The organism is Collinsella sp. An307, from assembly GCF_002161805.1.
GTDB lineage: Bacteria > Actinomycetota > Coriobacteriia > Coriobacteriales > Coriobacteriaceae > Coprousia.
Genome location: NZ_NFIP01000001.1, coordinates 168975 through 184545, shown reverse-complemented (window position 1 = coordinate 184545; position 15571 = coordinate 168975). Strand labels below are relative to the sequence as shown.

The 15571-nt window shown below is 64.3% G+C and carries 14 protein-coding genes and 1 riboswitch; of the genes, 6 read left to right on the top strand and 8 right to left on the bottom strand.

Going from position 1 to position 15571, the window contains the following annotated elements:
- Window positions 1–152 precede the first annotated feature (152 nt).
- Both B5F89_RS00790 and B5F89_RS00785 read left to right on the top strand, forming a co-directional pair.
- On the top strand, window positions 153–602 hold the full coding sequence (locus B5F89_RS00790) for a MarR family transcriptional regulator (protein ID WP_158098377.1): 450 nt from the start codon (window positions 153–155) through the stop codon (window positions 600–602).
- 1 nt (window position 603) lies between these two features.
- A complete protein-coding gene (locus B5F89_RS00785) occupies window positions 604–1332 on the top strand; it encodes a DUF6198 family protein (protein ID WP_204230531.1) in 729 nt (242 codons plus the stop codon).
- A gap of 381 nt (window positions 1333–1713) precedes the next feature.
- On the opposite strand, the gene B5F89_RS00780 is transcribed toward B5F89_RS00785, so the two are convergent.
- From B5F89_RS00780 to B5F89_RS00765, 4 genes are all read right to left on the bottom strand, one after another.
- Window positions 1714–3192: a family 1 glycosylhydrolase gene (locus B5F89_RS00780; protein WP_087429901.1), complete on the bottom strand. Its 1479-nt coding sequence runs from the start codon at window positions 3190–3192 to the stop codon at window positions 1714–1716.
- Window positions 3193–3404: 212 nt separating this feature from the next.
- Entirely contained in the window at window positions 3405–3926 is a 522-nt protein-coding gene (gene tagD, locus B5F89_RS00775) for a glycerol-3-phosphate cytidylyltransferase (protein WP_343206314.1), read from the bottom strand.
- Between the two features lie 10 nt (window positions 3927–3936).
- Window positions 3937–5115, bottom strand: a complete 1179-nt coding sequence (locus B5F89_RS00770) for a CDP-glycerol glycerophosphotransferase family protein (protein WP_087429900.1) — start codon at window positions 5113–5115, stop codon at window positions 3937–3939.
- Window positions 5116–5245: 130 nt separating this feature from the next.
- Complete coding sequence (locus B5F89_RS00765) at window positions 5246–6391, bottom strand: amidohydrolase (RefSeq protein WP_087429899.1); 1146 nt, start codon at window positions 6389–6391, stop codon at window positions 5246–5248.
- Window positions 6392–6574: 183 nt separating this feature from the next.
- Window positions 6575–6740: riboswitch (Lysine riboswitch) on the top strand.
- A 9-nt stretch (window positions 6741–6749) separates the two neighbouring features.
- Between B5F89_RS00765 and B5F89_RS00760 the strand changes: the two genes are divergently transcribed.
- The 4 genes from B5F89_RS00760 to dapD all read left to right on the top strand — a co-directional run bounded on the left by B5F89_RS00760 (window position 6750) and on the right by dapD (window position 10567).
- Window positions 6750–8126, top strand: a complete 1377-nt coding sequence (locus B5F89_RS00760; RefSeq protein ID WP_087429898.1) for a diaminopimelate decarboxylase — start codon at window positions 6750–6752, stop codon at window positions 8124–8126.
- Between the two features lie 3 nt (window positions 8127–8129).
- Window positions 8130–9020 (top strand): 4-hydroxy-tetrahydrodipicolinate synthase, encoded by an 891-nt coding sequence (dapA, locus tag B5F89_RS00755; protein ID WP_087429897.1) that lies wholly within the window; start codon window positions 8130–8132, stop codon window positions 9018–9020.
- Window positions 9013–9762, top strand: a complete 750-nt coding sequence (gene dapB, locus B5F89_RS00750) for a 4-hydroxy-tetrahydrodipicolinate reductase (RefSeq protein WP_239286606.1) — start codon at window positions 9013–9015, stop codon at window positions 9760–9762. The genes dapA and dapB overlap by 8 nt, the downstream gene beginning before the upstream one ends.
- A gap of 76 nt (window positions 9763–9838) precedes the next feature.
- Window positions 9839–10567, top strand: a complete 729-nt coding sequence (gene dapD, locus B5F89_RS00745; protein WP_087429896.1) for a 2,3,4,5-tetrahydropyridine-2,6-dicarboxylate N-acetyltransferase — start codon at window positions 9839–9841, stop codon at window positions 10565–10567.
- Between the two features lie 99 nt (window positions 10568–10666).
- Here the strand turns inward: dapD and B5F89_RS00740 are convergent, their stop codons facing one another.
- From B5F89_RS00740 to B5F89_RS00725, 4 genes are all read right to left on the bottom strand, one after another.
- Window positions 10667–11671 (bottom strand): nucleoid-associated protein, encoded by a 1005-nt coding sequence (locus B5F89_RS00740; protein ID WP_087429895.1) that lies wholly within the window; start codon window positions 11669–11671, stop codon window positions 10667–10669.
- Window positions 11672–11830: 159 nt separating this feature from the next.
- Entirely contained in the window at window positions 11831–13231 is a 1401-nt protein-coding gene (locus B5F89_RS00735) for a DUF2974 domain-containing protein (RefSeq protein ID WP_087429894.1), read from the bottom strand.
- Between the two features lies 1 nt (window position 13232).
- Entirely contained in the window at window positions 13233–14183 is a 951-nt protein-coding gene (locus B5F89_RS00730; RefSeq protein WP_087429893.1) for an L-lactate dehydrogenase, read from the bottom strand.
- A gap of 218 nt (window positions 14184–14401) precedes the next feature.
- Window positions 14402–15565 (bottom strand): aminotransferase class I/II-fold pyridoxal phosphate-dependent enzyme, encoded by a 1164-nt coding sequence (locus B5F89_RS00725; protein ID WP_087429892.1) that lies wholly within the window; start codon window positions 15563–15565, stop codon window positions 14402–14404.
- Window positions 15566–15571 lie beyond the last annotated feature (6 nt).

Below are 15571 nucleotides of genomic sequence, written 5' to 3'. Positions count from 1 at the left end.
CTGGCTAGGAGGGGCGCCTACGGGAGCCCCTCTTTTTTGCTGCCAACTCCCCCAGATTACGGCAAACTCCCCCAGAGACCATACATTGACGACGCAAACCTTCTTTGTTAGTTTGTTTTCAAACAGTTTTGTTTCAAACTTTTGGAGGCGGCGTGGCGGACATCGATCCTTGGGAACGCAACATTGACTGGCAGCTGCTGATAGCGTTCAGCCATTCCAACCGAGCCATCACGCGCCTCACCCGCGCCGTGGGCCTCACGCCCGGCCAACCGAAGATTCTCCAGTACCTGACCACGCACAACGGCTGCACGCAGAAGGAGATCGGCGAGGGATGCGCCCTCGATAAGTCAACGGTTACGAGCATCCTTACGCGCATGGAGGCAGACGGCCTCATTACGCGCTCCGTCCGAGCGGGCAACCGGCGCGAGGCGTGCGTGCTTTTGACCGAGCCCGGCGCCGAGCGCGCACACGTTGCCGCAGCCAACACGGCGCGCGTCGATGAAGTCGCGCTCGACGGTCTTACCGAGGACGAGCGACGCCAGCTCTCGGACCTTCTCGCGCGCGTCATACGCAACCTCAAGCAAAACGGAGGTGAGGCGTAGCATGACCCTCACCCAACGCAGCAACCGCCGCATCCCGGCAATGGAGACCATGCGGCGCAACCACCTGGTCGCCCGATACCTGTGGTTTGCCCTCGGCGTCATGATCACCTCGTTTGCCATCGCTCTCATTGCCAAGTCCGATTTGGGCGTCGGCGCCATCTCGTGCGTGGCCTACGTACTCGCCGAGGCGTCTGGTCTCTCCTTTGGCGCCTTTACGTTCATCGTCAACATGCTCTTCATCGTGGGGCAGGTCGCCCTACTGCGCCGTGACTTCAAACCGGTGCAGTTTCTGCAGGTGATCGTCAACATCGTATTCAGCTCGCTTATCGATGTGAGCGCGCTTGTCCTCTCTCCTATCTCGCTTACCACCCTTCCTGCTCAGGCGGTAGCTCTCGCCGTGGGCTGCTTTTTGCTTGCCCTCGGAATCGCCATCGAGGTCGCACCCAACGTTATCCTCGTTCCCGGAGAGGGCATCGTGCGCGCCATCAACGCCGTCACGCAAAAGCCCTTCGGCAGCTGCAAGGCCGCGTTTGACACCACACTTGTTGTGGTGGCGCTTGCGCTCTCGTTCCTGTTGCTCGGGCGCGTTGCGGGGGTCGGCGTGGGAACGGTGGTGTCCGCCGTTGCCGTCGGTCGCATCGTGAACGTCCTCAACCGGCATATGCCCGTGCTTGCCCATATCTCGAGCCTCACGCGTGACGCCATGGGGGCGCCAGAGGAAGCGCTGTAACTCCTCCGCCAACCGGAAAGCGTATGCTCAGGTCGGTTATGAGCGTATTGCGCAAAAGATAGCATCGATACTTTAGTCTTATAAAGCACTCAACTGGTATTTCCCTGACGTTTTTCGACCGTATCGAGCCGTGGTGGCAGAAGGGGCGCGAATTAACGCTCATAACCGACTTGAGCACGTGAGACGGCGTGACGCAACGGGAGTCGTGCCCAAAAACGCAAACCGCCGCCGGCCCGTCTTACAGGACCAGCGGCGGTTTTCGCATCATCAAGCGCGATTGCAGCTTGCCGGACGTGATGTTACGCCTTATCGCTCACCCCTACCGGCGGGAAAGGCTGACCCGTCGTTTCGCACGCGAAGCGCGCCTTCACTCTGCTTGCGCTAGGCGATGTCCTCGCCGTTGCTCGCGATGACCTTCTTGTACCAGGCGAAGGAGTCCTTCTTGTAACGCGCGTAGCTGCCCGTGCCATCGTCGTTCTTATCGACGTAGATGAAGCCGTAGCGCTTGCGCATCTCGCCGGTGCCGGCGGAGACGAGGTCGATGCAGCCCCACGTGGTGTAGCCGATAAGGTCGACACCGTGCTCGATGGCGATCTCCATCTCCTTCACGTGCTCGCGCAGGTAGTCAATGCGGTACTGGTCGTGAACGGTCATCTCGCCGTACTCGCCCTCAACGAGGTCGTCGTACGCGCCAAGGCCGTTCTCCACGACCATGAGCGGCTTCTCGTAGCGATCGTAGATGAGCTCGAGGAAGTAGCGCAGACCCTTGGGGTCGATCTGCCAGCCCCAATCGGATGCCGTGAGGTAGGGGTTCTTGGCGCCGATGGTCATGTTGCCCTTGGTGGTCTCGGCATCGGTGTGCGTGGTCACGCAGGCGGACTGATAGTAGCTGAAGGTATAGAAGTCCACCGGGCCCTCGGCGAGATCCTTGAGGTCCTGATCGGTGATCTCGAGCTTCACGTTGTGCTCGTCCCACAGGCGCTTGGCATAGGTGCCGTACTTACCCTTGCACTGAACGTCGCCGCAGTAGAAGAGGCTCTTCTCCCACATGTAGCGGTTGGCAATCACGTCGTCGGGGTCGGGGGTCAGCGGGTAGTCGACGATGCCGCAGATCATGCAGCCCACTTTGTAGGAGGGGTCGATCTCGTGCGCCATCTTGACGGCGTGCGCGCTCGCGACGAACTTGTTGTGCAGGTGCTGGTAGGCGCCCTGGAACTGCTCGTCGGTGGCGGGGGCCATCATACCGAGGAACGAGATAGTGTTGTTGATCTCGTTGAAGGTGAGCCAGTTCTTCACGAGGCCCTTGTACTCGGTCAGGATCGTCTTGGCGTACTTGTCAAAGAGCGCGATCGTGTCGTGGTTCTCCCAACCGCCGAGCTCCTCCTCGATATAGTTGGGGGTGTCGAAGTGCCACATGGTCACGAGCGGCTCGATACCGTACTTCTGGAGCTCCAGGAAGACGTTGCGGTAGAAGTCGAGACCGGCCTGGTTGGGCTCGTCCTCGATGCCCTTGGGGTAGATACGGCTCCAGGAGATGGACATGCGGTACTGCTTGAAGCCCATCTCGGCAAAAAGCGCGATGTCCTCCTTGTAGTGATGGTAGAAGTCGATGCCGTCGTGGTTGGGATAGAGATATCCGTCAAGCACGGCGAGCTTGGCGCCCTTGGGCAGGCCATCCCACTGGGGCACGGCGCCCTCGGTGCCGTCGGGCATGCGGTAGGTCAGCATGCGCGGGGTGTCGACCGTGCCGCCCGTGAGCATGTCGGTCTCGGCCGGTCCGCGGCCGTCAACATCCCATGCGCCCTCGCACTGGTTGGCAGCAGTAGCTCCGCCCCACAGGAAACCCTCAGGAAATGCCATGGTTTTGCTCCTCTCGTCCGTTTTACACAGGCATATTCAAGTTATGCCCATCAAACGACATGAGCGCAACGTGACTCGGGTAACGGACACTTCTTTTCGGTGCGGGAGAGTCGTGGCGGGAGCAACCTGATATGTTTTGACACCATGTGCGGACGGCGCGACGCCGCGAGACGCTGCGATGCGGAACCAAAGGGTCGTACGCGCAGGTCGACCTAGCCCTTGAGGCGGCTCTTGACGTCGGTGGTGGAAATGCCGTCCGTGCGATCGAGGTAGACCACGTCGCAAAGGTCGCGCAGGGCCTCGAAGCGCTCGTCGCCCGCCCAGTCGCTGCCCATGCAGACCACATCGACCCGGTAGGTCTCCACGTCGGTGCGCTTCTGCTCCCAGCAGCTCTCGGGAATCACCAAGTCCACGTAGCGAATAGCCTCGAGCATCTCGCGGCGCACCTCATAGGGGTAGAAGCTGCGCTTGCCCTTTGCCGCGTTAAACTCGTCGGTGGAGAGGGCAACTATCAGGTAGTCGCCGAGCGCGGCGGCGCGCTGCAGAAGGCGGATGTGCCCGTAGTGGAGCAGATCGAACGTGCCGTAGGTGAGCACGCGGCGAACGCCCACGTGCGGATGTGCGGCGGCAAAGCCGGGGTCCTGCTCGATGAGGACGCGCGGTGCGTCTGCATCGGCTACCCCCACGCCCGTCGCCTGAGCGTTCTCGACCATCTTGATGACGTTGTCGTCCATGAGCGGTCCCCTAGTTCTTGAGGTAGGTGCGCACCACGTCGACAATGGCGTCGACGGCGCAGTAGGTTGGGTCTGGGTCGATGCCGTAGGCGCGTGCGAACGCGCGGGCGCCAGCGGCGTCGTAGGAGTCCACCGCGAGGTCGGACGCGATACGGTCCGCGAGCTCGGCGGCGTCTGCCGTAGAGATGGTCGGCGCATCTGCGACGGGGTCGACGTTAAGGCCGGGCGAGGTGCGGTACTCCTCGATATCGGGCACGTAGAAGTACGTCTTCTTGTCTGCAAGAAGCGCCTCAAACGCCACAGCGGAGTAATCGGTCACTACATAGTCAGCCACATGAATTGCGTCGATAGTGGCGGCATCGCGCGCAACGAGCACGCGGCGGGTAAGCGAGCGGCCCTCGAGGTGCTCCACGTCGAGCGGGTGCGCCGACACTACAAGCGCCACTTCGGCGGGAAGCGCCGCGTCAAGCGCGCAGACCGCGTCGGCAAGCCAAGCGGGGTTGGCATTGTTCTTGCGGAAGGTGGGGGCGTAAAGGACCACAGGGCGCTTCACAGAGGCGGCACCGTCTGCGGCAGCGGGCGCCGGCAGCGCTGCAATGTGAGCCGCAAGGGAGGCCGAGCGACGGGCGCGCTCCTCGGCATACTCGGGACGAATCAGATAGTCGCAGCGCGGGAGGCCGAGCGGCAAAAACTTGTCCTCGGTGTAGCCGAATGCCTCGGCAAACGCAGGCACCGCACCGCTGAATCCGGCGACGATGCAGTTGTAACCGGCGTGCATGGAGAACGCGCGTGCCGCCTCGGGCGAGCGCCCGGCGGCGGTATGGAGCGACTGGAAACCGAACTTCTTGACGGCGCCCAGCGCATGCCAGAGCTGGATGCAGGCCGAGCGACGCGACCCCTTGGGGATGGAGACAGCGGGGACGTACCCGTCTACCAGGCAGACCTCTGCGGTGGCGACATGCCAGAGCTGCCTCAACATGAGCAAGACCGTCATCTTGCCGCCCTGCGTCACGCAGCACCAGATGATCTTGTAATCGGGGAAGGCTCGGGCAAGCGCCGGCTCCAAGAGCTCAAAATCAAAGGGACGGGCAGACTGACGCGAGAGCAGCGCAATCTTCTTGCGCTGTGGGAAAAGCGAGAAGACGCGAAAGATCGCCGAGATGACGAGCGCTGCGAGCTTCATGACCATGCGCGTCCTCCCCTTCCTGAACGTCGGCGCACCCTGCGCATTCACATACGTTGACTATGATACGCGCAAACGCCGCTGGCACGAACAGGGCGCGCGCAAACCCCCAAGAAACCTAACAGGCCGAAATCGGTTAGTTGAGGACGAGCAGCCGCTGATAGGTCTCAAGACCGCGCACGAGCACGCGCTCGTCAAAAGTGAAAGTGTCCGCATGAAGCGGAATGCCCGTTCCCGTGCCGAGCAACATAAAGACCCCCGGGATACAGCGCTGGTAGAACGCAAAGTCCTCGGCGATGAGCAGGGGCTCGGGCACGGTTTCCATGTCAGCAAGGGCGCCGGCGACCTCCGCGTAGAGCGCGCCGTCGTTCACCACAGGCGGATAACCCTCCGAGAACGTGAGGTCGAAGCTCACGCCCTCCTCCTCCGCCGCGGTGCTTGCAAGGGCGCGGACCTCCTCGCGTGCGCGGTCGAACATCGCATCCGAGAAGACCCGCAGGCTCCCCTCGACGCGCGCCTCGGCGGCAACGGCGTTTCGCACCGTACCCGCATCGAGACGCCCAAAACGCAGCGTCATGGGCTCGTCCTGCGCGAGCCGGTTGGAAAGCCACTTCGACCCCACGACAAAGCGCGCCGCAGCACCCAGTGCGTCGCGTCCCTCGCGCCACTTGGCGATATGGCTCGAGACGCCGTGGAACGTAAGCGTGGTCTCACTCGATCGCGCGAGGAGCGCGCCGGGGCGCGACGCGACGACGCCCTCGGGCAGATCGGGCCAGAGATGGAAGCCGAAGATGCGCTCGGTGGCGGTGCGCTCGAAGACACCGCTCTCGCACACGTACTTGGCGCCGCCCGTGGTCTCTTCCGCGGGCTGGAAGACAAAGAGGATGTTCCGGGGAAAAGCGGACGCGTCGAAGGCACCCTCGGCACCGGAAAGGACGCGATCGACCCAGGTGGCGGCAGCGAGCGCCATGGCCATGTGCCCGTCGTGCCCGCAGGCGTGCATGCATCCGGCGTGCTCGCTCGCAAACGGCAGGCCCGTCGCCTCGGTGACGGGCAGGGCGTCCATATCTGAGCGGACGGCAACTGTGTGCGGGCGACCCAAGTCGAAATAGGCGCAGACCGCACCCTCGCACGGCTCAAAGATGGCACACGACAGCCCCTCGAGCACGCCCTTTACGTAGGCGATGGTCTGGGACAGGTCGCAATCGAGCTCGGGGATGCGATGCAGGTCGCGGCGGTAGCGCGTGAGCTCCTCGAGAGCAGCGGTCTGATTGTTGAGCATAGCGGCCTCCTTGTCGATGTACCGCCCCATTGTAGCCGTAGCGCCGCATCACAAAAATGGCGCAGGCCCTCTCTCTTATCGCGCCGACCTTCAGCGCGCCGAGCCAAGAAACCCAACGGCAACACGCATGCATTCTGCGTTAGATGCAGTTGTGGGCAGGTGCTTTTATATGCTAAAGTGGCTAAACTCGATAGAGGAGCGGGCGAGATGACCCGCGGGTGAGCCGGCAGGCATTGACCCCGCGAAGAGGCGACCCCGCCGAACTCGGTCGCTCGGGCACGGGCACCGGGTGGGCCTGCGGGAAACACCCGCGGGACTGTCTGCCATCTGCAGGAGCGCTACTCGAGAGGAAGCTCGCATGACAGAGCGCGATACCGCCGCTGCGACCGCCGCGTACACGGCCAAGCAGCCGTTTGTCACTAAAGACCAACTCGCTTCAATCGCAGGGCACTTCCCCACCCCGTTTCATCTCTACGATGAGGCGGGTATCTGTAACAACATCGATGCCATCCACGAGGCCTTTGCCTGGAACCCTGGGTTCAAGGAGTACTTCGCCGTCAAGGCAAACCCCAACCCCGCCCTTATCAAGCTCCTCACCGAGCGCGGCTGTGGCCTCGACTGCTCGAGTGCCACCGAGCTCATGATTGCCGAGGGATCGGGCGTCACAGGGCATAACATCATGTTCTCGTCGAACGACACGCCCGCCGCCGACTTTGCGCTCGCGCGCGAGCTCGGCGCTATCGTGAACTTTGACGACATCACGCATATCCCCTTCTTCGAGCAGGTCGCCGGCCCTATTCCGCGCACGGTGAGCTGCCGCTTCAATCCGGGCGGCCTCTTTAGGCTCGCCAACGGCATCATGGATAACCCCGGCGACTCCAAGTACGGTATGACCGAGGAGCAGCTCTTCGAGGCGTTCCGCATGCTCAAGGACCGCGGTGCCGAGGAGTTTGGCATCCACGCGTTTTTGGCCTCCAACACGGTTACCAACGATTACTACCCGGCGCTCGCGCGGATCCTCTTTGAACTTGCGGTTAGGCTCGAGCGCGAGACCGGGGCGCATGTGGTGTTCGTGAACCTCTCCGGCGGTGTGGGCATCCCCTATCGCCCCGGCGAGACTCCTAACGACATCCGCGCCATCGGCGAAGGCGTGCGGCGCGCCTTTGAAGAGATCCTCGTGCCCGCCGGCATGGGAGATGTGTCCATCTTCACCGAGATGGGCCGCTTCGTGATGGGCCCTTACGGCTGTCTGGTGACCCGCGCCCTCCACGAGAAGCGCATCTACAAGGACTACATCGGCGTCGATGCCTGCGCCGCCGACCTCATGCGCCCTGCCATGTACGGCGCCTACCACCACATCACCGTCGTCGGTCAGGAAGGCGGCCCCGACAAGAGTCGCGCCGAAGCGACGCGCACCTACGACGTGACGGGTGGTCTCTGCGAGAACAACGACAAGTTTGCCATCGACCGGGAGCTTCCCGAGGTTGAGATTGGCGACCTCCTTGTTATCCACGACGCCGGCGCCCATGGCCACTCCATGGGCTACAACTACAACGCCCGGCTCCGCTCCGCCGAGGTGCTCCTGCACCGGGACGGCAGCTGCGAGCTCATCCGCCGGGCGGAGACCCCGCTCGACTACCTCGCAACGGTCGGCGTGACCGATGCGGGGCGGCGCGTGCTTACATGCGCCGAGCGGCACATGGCTAAAACTACGTCGAAAGACGGAGAGGAGTAACCCATGGACATCAGAGATTTGGAAGGCTCGATCGTCGCGCTCGTAACGCCCTTTGACGAGGACGGCAACGTCGACTTCGACGCGCTCGGCAGCCTCGTGGACTTCCACCTTGCAAACGGCACCGACGCAATCCTCACGCTCGGCACCACGGGCGAGAGCTCGACCATGACCGATGAGGAGGACGACGCGGTCTGCGCCTTTGTGGTCGAGCGCGTCGCCGGGCGGGTGCCCGTCATCGCAGGCTCGGGATCTAACTCGACCGCCACGATGCTCGCCAAGAGCCGCTCGTACGAGCGCTTGGGCGCCGACGGCCTGCTCATCATCACCCCCTACTACAACAAGGCGAACGAGGAGGGCATCTACCGCCATCTCGCCACCGTCGCCGACGCGGTGGACGTACCCTGCATCCTCTACAACATCCCCGGGCGCACGGGCTGCTCCATCAGCGTGAGAAACGTCGAGCGTCTGGCCGAGCACGAGAACATCATGGCCATCAAGGAGGCGAGCGGGTCGATCGCGTACGCCGCCAACATCGCGCACACGCTCAGCCCCACCTTCAAGATGTTCTCGGGCAACGACGACATGGTCGTGCCGCTCATGAGCCTCGGCGCCTCGGGCGTCATCTCGGTCTGGGCAAACGTCCAGCCCCAGCTCGTGCACGACATGGTGCGCGCCTATCTCGACGGCGACGTCGACCGCGCCCGCCAGATCCAGATCGCGGGGCTGCCGCTTGTGCGCGCGCTCTTTAGCGAGGTGAACCCCATCCCCGTGAAGGAGGCCCTCGCGCAGATGGGTATAATCGGCGCGAACTACCGCCTGCCGCTCTGCCCCATGGCAGACAACACACGCGCGCAACTTACCGAGGCCATGAAGGGAGCTGGCATCCTTGCATAAGATTGCAATCATGGGAGCGGGCCGCATGGGCACGCTCATCCGCACCTTTGCCGAGGCCGCGCAGGACGCGTCGGGCAAGCCGGCGTTTGAGGTCGTGGCACAGATTGGCTTCGACCTCTCCGAGCTTGAGAGTGCGCCCGCGGCGGACGCCATCATCGACTTCTCGAACGTAGCGGCGCTCGACGCCGTTGCAGCCTACGTGCGCCGTACGGGAGCTGCCCTCGTCTCGGGCACCACGGGCTATAGCGACGACGAGCTCGCCCAGATCCGCTTGCTTGGCGAGGTGGCACCGGTTGTATGGTCGGGCAACTACTCCATCGGCGTGGCGGCGCTGCGCCACCTCACCGCCCAGGCAACGCGCGAGCTCCCCGGCTTTGACGTTGAGATTGTCGAGACCCACCACAACCAGAAGGCGGACGCGCCCTCCGGTACCGCCAAGATGCTCCTCGACGAGGTCGTGGGCACGCATGCTGAGGCCGGCGACGACGGATACGCCCCCGTTTTTGGCCGCTCGGGTATGTGCGGTGCGCGCGACGCCCACGAGGTCGGCATGCACTCGCTGCGCGGCGGCACCGTTGCCGGCGTGCACGAGGTGCACTTCTTTGGCCCGAGCGAGGAGGTCACCCTGACCCACCGCGCCGAGAGTCGCGAGATCTTTGTCCATGGCGCACTCGCCGCCGCCGCACGACTTATCGGCCGAGGAACGGGCTTCTACACCTTTGACCAGCTCATGTTCGACTGACACCACGACTTTTGCTGTCGCCACAATATCGACTGGCACCACGAGTTCGACCGACACCACACGAAAGGCTTGATGCATGAACGCACAGGAAATCATCGACTTCATCGCCCGCGCGCCCAAGAAGACGCCCGTGAAGCTCACGGTCCGCGAGAAGAGCGGCGCCCACATCGATTGGGAGGCGGGCGACGGCGCGGGTGCCGCCGACCCCGTCCGCGTCTACGGCGGGCACAAGTGCCGCATCGTCTACGGCAACTGGGCCGACCTCGAGCCTGTGCTCGAGCGTTGCAAGGATGACATCGCTCACTTTGAGATTGAGAACGACTGCCGCAACTCCGCCGTGCCGCTGCTCGACCTCAAGGGCGTCAACGCCCGCATCGAGCCCGGCGCGATCATCCGCGACCAGGTGGAGATCGGCGACAACGCCGTCATCATGATGGGTGCAATCATCAACATCGGCGCCGTGATTGGCGAGGGCACCATGATTGACATGGGCGCCGTCCTGGGCGGCCGCGCAACCGTGGGCAAGAGGTGCCACATTGGCGCCGGAACCGTGCTCGCCGGCGTGGTGGAGCCCGCCAGCGCCACGCCCGTCATCGTCGAGGACGACGTCATGATCGGCGCGAACGCCGTGGTCCTCGAGGGCGTGCACGTGGGCCGTCGCGCGGTGGTAGCCGCGGGCGCTGTCGTCACCACCGACGTGCCCGACGAGGCGGTCGTCGCCGGTATCCCCGCGCGCGTTATCAAGCAGCGTGACGACAAGACAGACAGCAAGACCGGCCTCGAGGAGGGTCTGCGTCAGCTGTAGAGAGCTCGAGAGCCGCTCAGATCACCGGTGCCCGGCAGACTTTTTCAAGGCCTGCCGGGCACCATACATATTCCGTACATTTCAACGGAATCCGAAGCGTTATCGGTTCTGGATGCTGCCGATGTTCTTGAGCTCGATGGAGATGAGACCGTTGGGCTCGTTCACAAAGTTCACGTACTCGGCGTTGCCCGCCATCTCTGCCGGGATGGTGATCTCGATGCCCGTGTCGGTGCGGATCTTGATGTTACGCACGGCCGAGCGCTCCACCTGCGCGCGCTCCACAACCACGCGCTCGGGCACCTGCTCCTCGGCAAGGGCTTGCCTGACGGCATCGCGGAGCACCGGCTCATCCTCAAAAGCCTCGTCGACCACATCCCACGGCGGCAGCTCCTCGTCCGCCTCCACGGCCTCGACCATGGCGGCCTTGGCAGCGGCGAGCGCTGTGGCGGTATTGGCGCCGTGCTCCTCGGCCACCTCGGCAACCACGCGGGCAACGGTGTCCATCACCTGTTTGCTCGACACGCCCTCGCTGCACTGGAGAAGCCCTTCGGGGATGAGCATGCGGTCGGCGCCGGCGATGCTTCTCGCCTTGTCCTGGTAGAGGACCTCGAGCGAACTCGCACGCACGAGCGCATAGGAGGTGAGCTTCTGCGAAGGCGCGGGCAGGATGGCGAAGTGGCGCGCGATGTCGCAGGAGGTGGCGCCCTGCGCGTTGTCCACCTCGTGCATGAAGGCCATACGGCTCGTGAGCAGAAGCACCGCAAACCAGCGAACGTCGTCATCGTCGTCAAAATCGGCCACCAGCACATCGGTCGACTCGAGCTTATCGGCGCGCGAAAGCTCGCCCGAGAGGAACTCGGCCACCTGTTGCGAGAGGTCGAGGAACGCGCGCTCGCCAAAGAAGTAGCGCTTGAGCTCGCCGGCAAAGGCGCTGTCCTCGGCAAACTCTCCGCGACGATTGTCGGCAGCCGCACGGGCACGCGAGAGGTGCTTGCTCACAAACGAGCGCACGGCGCGGGTGTCGAGGGCGAGCTCGCGCTCGGAGAGGACGTTCACGGCGGACTCAAAGTCGAGGACGTGCAAGACGGCGTGGATTATCTGCATGGAGCTTCCTTTACGGTAGAGACGGTCGCGCGTGGTGCGCAAACGAGGAACCAGTATACCGCGCGGGCGGGCAATGCGGGGGCAGGCAGATGCGGGCGCGCAATGTGCGCCGAGCGGAGCGGGCTCGCTGGCAGGACAGAAAGCCGAGGGACGGGCCGGCTACTCCTCGACACGGTAGAGCTCTGCCAGGCGCGCAAGACGCTTTAGGGCATCGGCATCCACCTGCTCGCCCAAGCGCGCGATCGCCGCCGCGTCCTGGGTGCTCGCCGGCAGCTGCGCAGAGAGCTCGCCGGCCGCCTGCGATGCGGCCTCTATGAACTGCCCAGCCGCATCGGCGGCGCGACTGGCGGCACCTGCGACTTTGCCCACGGTGGCGGCGCGCAGCAGAGCGGCGATAACGCGCTTGATGAGCTCGCGGGTCTCGGGCGGGACCTCGCTCGCCGCGGCAAGCATCTTGGGCAGGCTCTCCTGCCAGTTGTCGCGAATCTCGGCAAAGTAGGTCGCATCCGTCGCGCCGATGATGTCAAAAAACGCGTCGATGACCTCGCCACGTTCCTCGGGCGTAATGCGCGCCATCCAGTCGGCGAGGGTCTTGTCGAGGTAGCGCGCGCCGGCGGAGATGTGCTCCACCTGCTTGAACTCGTTGCCCTCGACCACCCAGGTGAAGGGGTTGTGCTGCAGCAGCGAGAAGCCCGTGCTGTCGACAATGGCGTAATCCTCCTGGTCCTCGAAGATCATGCCAAAGATCGAGGAACGCGGCAGGGTCTTGTCGATGCGATCGCGCATGCGCGCAAAGCCGGCACCGCGCAGGAAGTTCTCGTTAAAGCCGGGGCCGTCGTGCGAGAAGGCGCGCACGATGCGGTCCTGGAGGGCGTGCGGGCACATGATGGCGGCGTAGACGGCGAGGTTGCCGCCCTTGGAGTGGCCGCCCACAAAGAGCGACCCCGGGCAGGCGTGCGCGGCCTCCTCAAGGTACTCAGCCGCAGAGACCTGGGCCGGCACCGGACTCTGGAAGGCCATGTTGAAGTCTTCCTTCCACCCCACAAGGGTGGAGTCGGTGCCGCGAAAGGCCACGTAGACCGAGCCGTCCGGCAGGCGGAAGGTCATGGCGGCGAACTGCTCCTCGGCAAGCTCGGAGAAGCTCGTCCGGTAGCCGCAGACGCGCATCCCGCGAAAGCGCGGATTCGCGCACACAGCAAAAAGCAGATCGCGGCTGCCCGCAGGGTCCCAGCTGTCACCGAGCATGGTCCCAAAGTCCTCGGCGCGCAAAAGCTCCGTCACGGGAAGCCCCTCCCAGCTGCAGAAGCCCGCGTAGCATGGCGCGTCCTCGCGCAGGCGGAAATAGGATATCCACGAGAGCACGAGGCTGTCGACCGCGCCGAGCGGGCGCGTGTCGAGCGTATCGAGCTGGGTCTGGACGTAGGTGACGAAGTTGCCCTCCGAAGGCGCGACGCCCGGGGCGGAGACGGGCTCCACGCCGGACGCGCGCTTTCCCGCGGGCTTGGCGCCGGCGGGTATCGAAGAAGCAGACGCCGCGCGCCCCTTCTTCTGCTTGGGCATCTTATGCCTCGAAATCGACCTGGTCGATGATGGCCTTAAGCGCCTCGGCGGAATCCTTGAGCTGGGTCATCTCGTCGTAGTCGAGCGAGACGGGGACACGGCAGACCACGCCGTCGCGACCCACGACCGTCGGCAGGGAGATGCAGAGGTCCTCGAGGCCGTACTCGCCCACCATGAGGCTCGAGACGGGCAGCACGCAGCCCTCGTCGCGCATGATGGCGGTGCAGATGCGCTTCACGCTCATGGCGATGCCGTAGTAGGTGGCGCGCTTCTTCTCGATGATCTCGTAGGCGCTGTTCTTGACATCCTCGGCGATGCGCGCCTCGGCCTCGCGATGATTGAGGTGGCCGTGGAGCTCGCAGAACGTGGAGAGCGGCACGCCGGCAACCTGGGCGCTCGACCAAGCGACGAACTCGGAGTCGCCGTGCTCGCCCATGACGTAGGCGTGTACGTCGCGCGGGTCTACGTCCACGTGCTCGCCAAGCATGTACTTCAAGCGTGCCGTGTCGAGCACCGTTCCCGAGCCGATGACCTTGCCCTCGGGCAGACCGGACATGCGGATGGCGGCGTAGGTGAGCACGTCAACGGGGTTGGAGACGATGAGCAGCACGCCCGAGAACCCGCTCTCGCGGATCTGCGGGATGATGGTCTTGAAGATGCCGACGTTCTTGTTGACGAGGTCGAGACGGGTCTCGCCCGGTTTCTGGGCGGCGCCGGCGGTGACGACGATGATGGCGGCGTCGGAAACATCCGAGTAGTCGCCCGCGTAGATCTTCATGGGACTTGCGAAGGGAACGCCGTGCGCGATGTCGAGCGCCTCGCCCTCCGCGCGGTTGCGGTCGACGTCGATCAGCACCATCTCAGAGAACAGGCCACTCTGCATGAGGGCGAACGCCGACGACGAACCCACGAAACCGCAGCCCACAACGGCGACTTTACGATCGTTTACCATGTTTCCTCCTTTGTGGCGCGCGGGGTCCTGTTCCGCCCGCGCGATATACCCCTATGGCATCTCGAATAGTACCCATTTTGCCGGGCACGGGCGCCGCGAATCGCCAACCGGCAGCAGAAGCGGACGCGACGGTATGCCGTGGCGTGCGTCGGCGCACAGCGGCGCGGCGAAGCGCGGTGGTGTGCGACGGCTAGCGGATGCGCCCTAGCGCACGGCGGCTAGCGGATGCCCGCCGCCTCGATGGCAGCAACCGCCTCGGCAAGACCCTCGGGCGGCAGAACGAGCGCCATGCGCACATAGCCCTCGCCATGCGGACCAAAGCTCGCGCCGGGGGTCACGACCACGCCCGCGCGCTCCATGAGCTCCTCGCAAAACGCCATCGAGTCGGTGCGCCCGCCAGGAATCTTGGCCCACACGAACATGGTGCCGTGCGCGTTGGGGCGCTCCCAGCCAATGCGCTCGAGCCCGTCGCAGAGGGCATCGCGGCGCTTCTGATAGAGATGGCGCTGGCGCTCGACCTCGTCGAGCGGACCCTCGAGCGCGGCGATGGCGGCGCGCTGGATGGGATAGAACATGCCAAAGTCGGTCTGCCCGCGCAGCTTTGCAAAGGCGGCGACCACGTCCGGCCGGCCCACCAGGAAGCTCACACGCGCACCGGTGACGTTGAACGACTTGGAGAGCGAGAAGAACTCCACGCCCACCTCGAGCGCACCGGGGCGCGCAAGGAAGCTCCCGCCGCGCGGCCCGTCGTAGACGATGTCGGAGTAGGCGTTGTCGTGGATGATGAGAAGGTCGTGCTCGCGCGCGAAGGCGATGATCTCGTCGTAGACCTCGGGCGTACCGACGCTGCCCACGGGGTTGGCCGGAAGCGACACCACCATGTACTTGGCACGGTCGGCAAGCTCCGGGTCGATGCCCGCCACGTAGGGCAAGAAGTCGTGCTCCGCCGAAAGCGGGTAGTAGGCGCACTCCCCTCCCGCGATCTTCACACCGCCGGCAAAGACGGGGTAGCACGGGTCGGGCACGAGCGCGATGTCGCCAGGATCAAGAAGCGCGAGCGCGAGCTGCCCCATCCCCTCCTGGGTGCCCGTGCAGGAGGTGACCATGTCAGGCGTGATACCGCCCACACCAAAGCGGCGCTCGTAGTACGCGCAAACCGCCTGCTTGAGCTCGGGAAGGTCGCCTAAGCTGTACTTCCAGTCATCGGGGTTTTTCGCCGAGGAGACAAGTGCCTCGACCACATGATCATAGGGATGGAAATCCGGTGTGCCCACCGAGAGGTTGTAGATCTTGCGCCCCGCTGCCTCAAGCGCCAGGCGCTTTTGGTTGAGCGAGGCAAAGACCTCCTCGCCAAACTGATCCAACCGCTTTGAAAACTGCATGGAAGG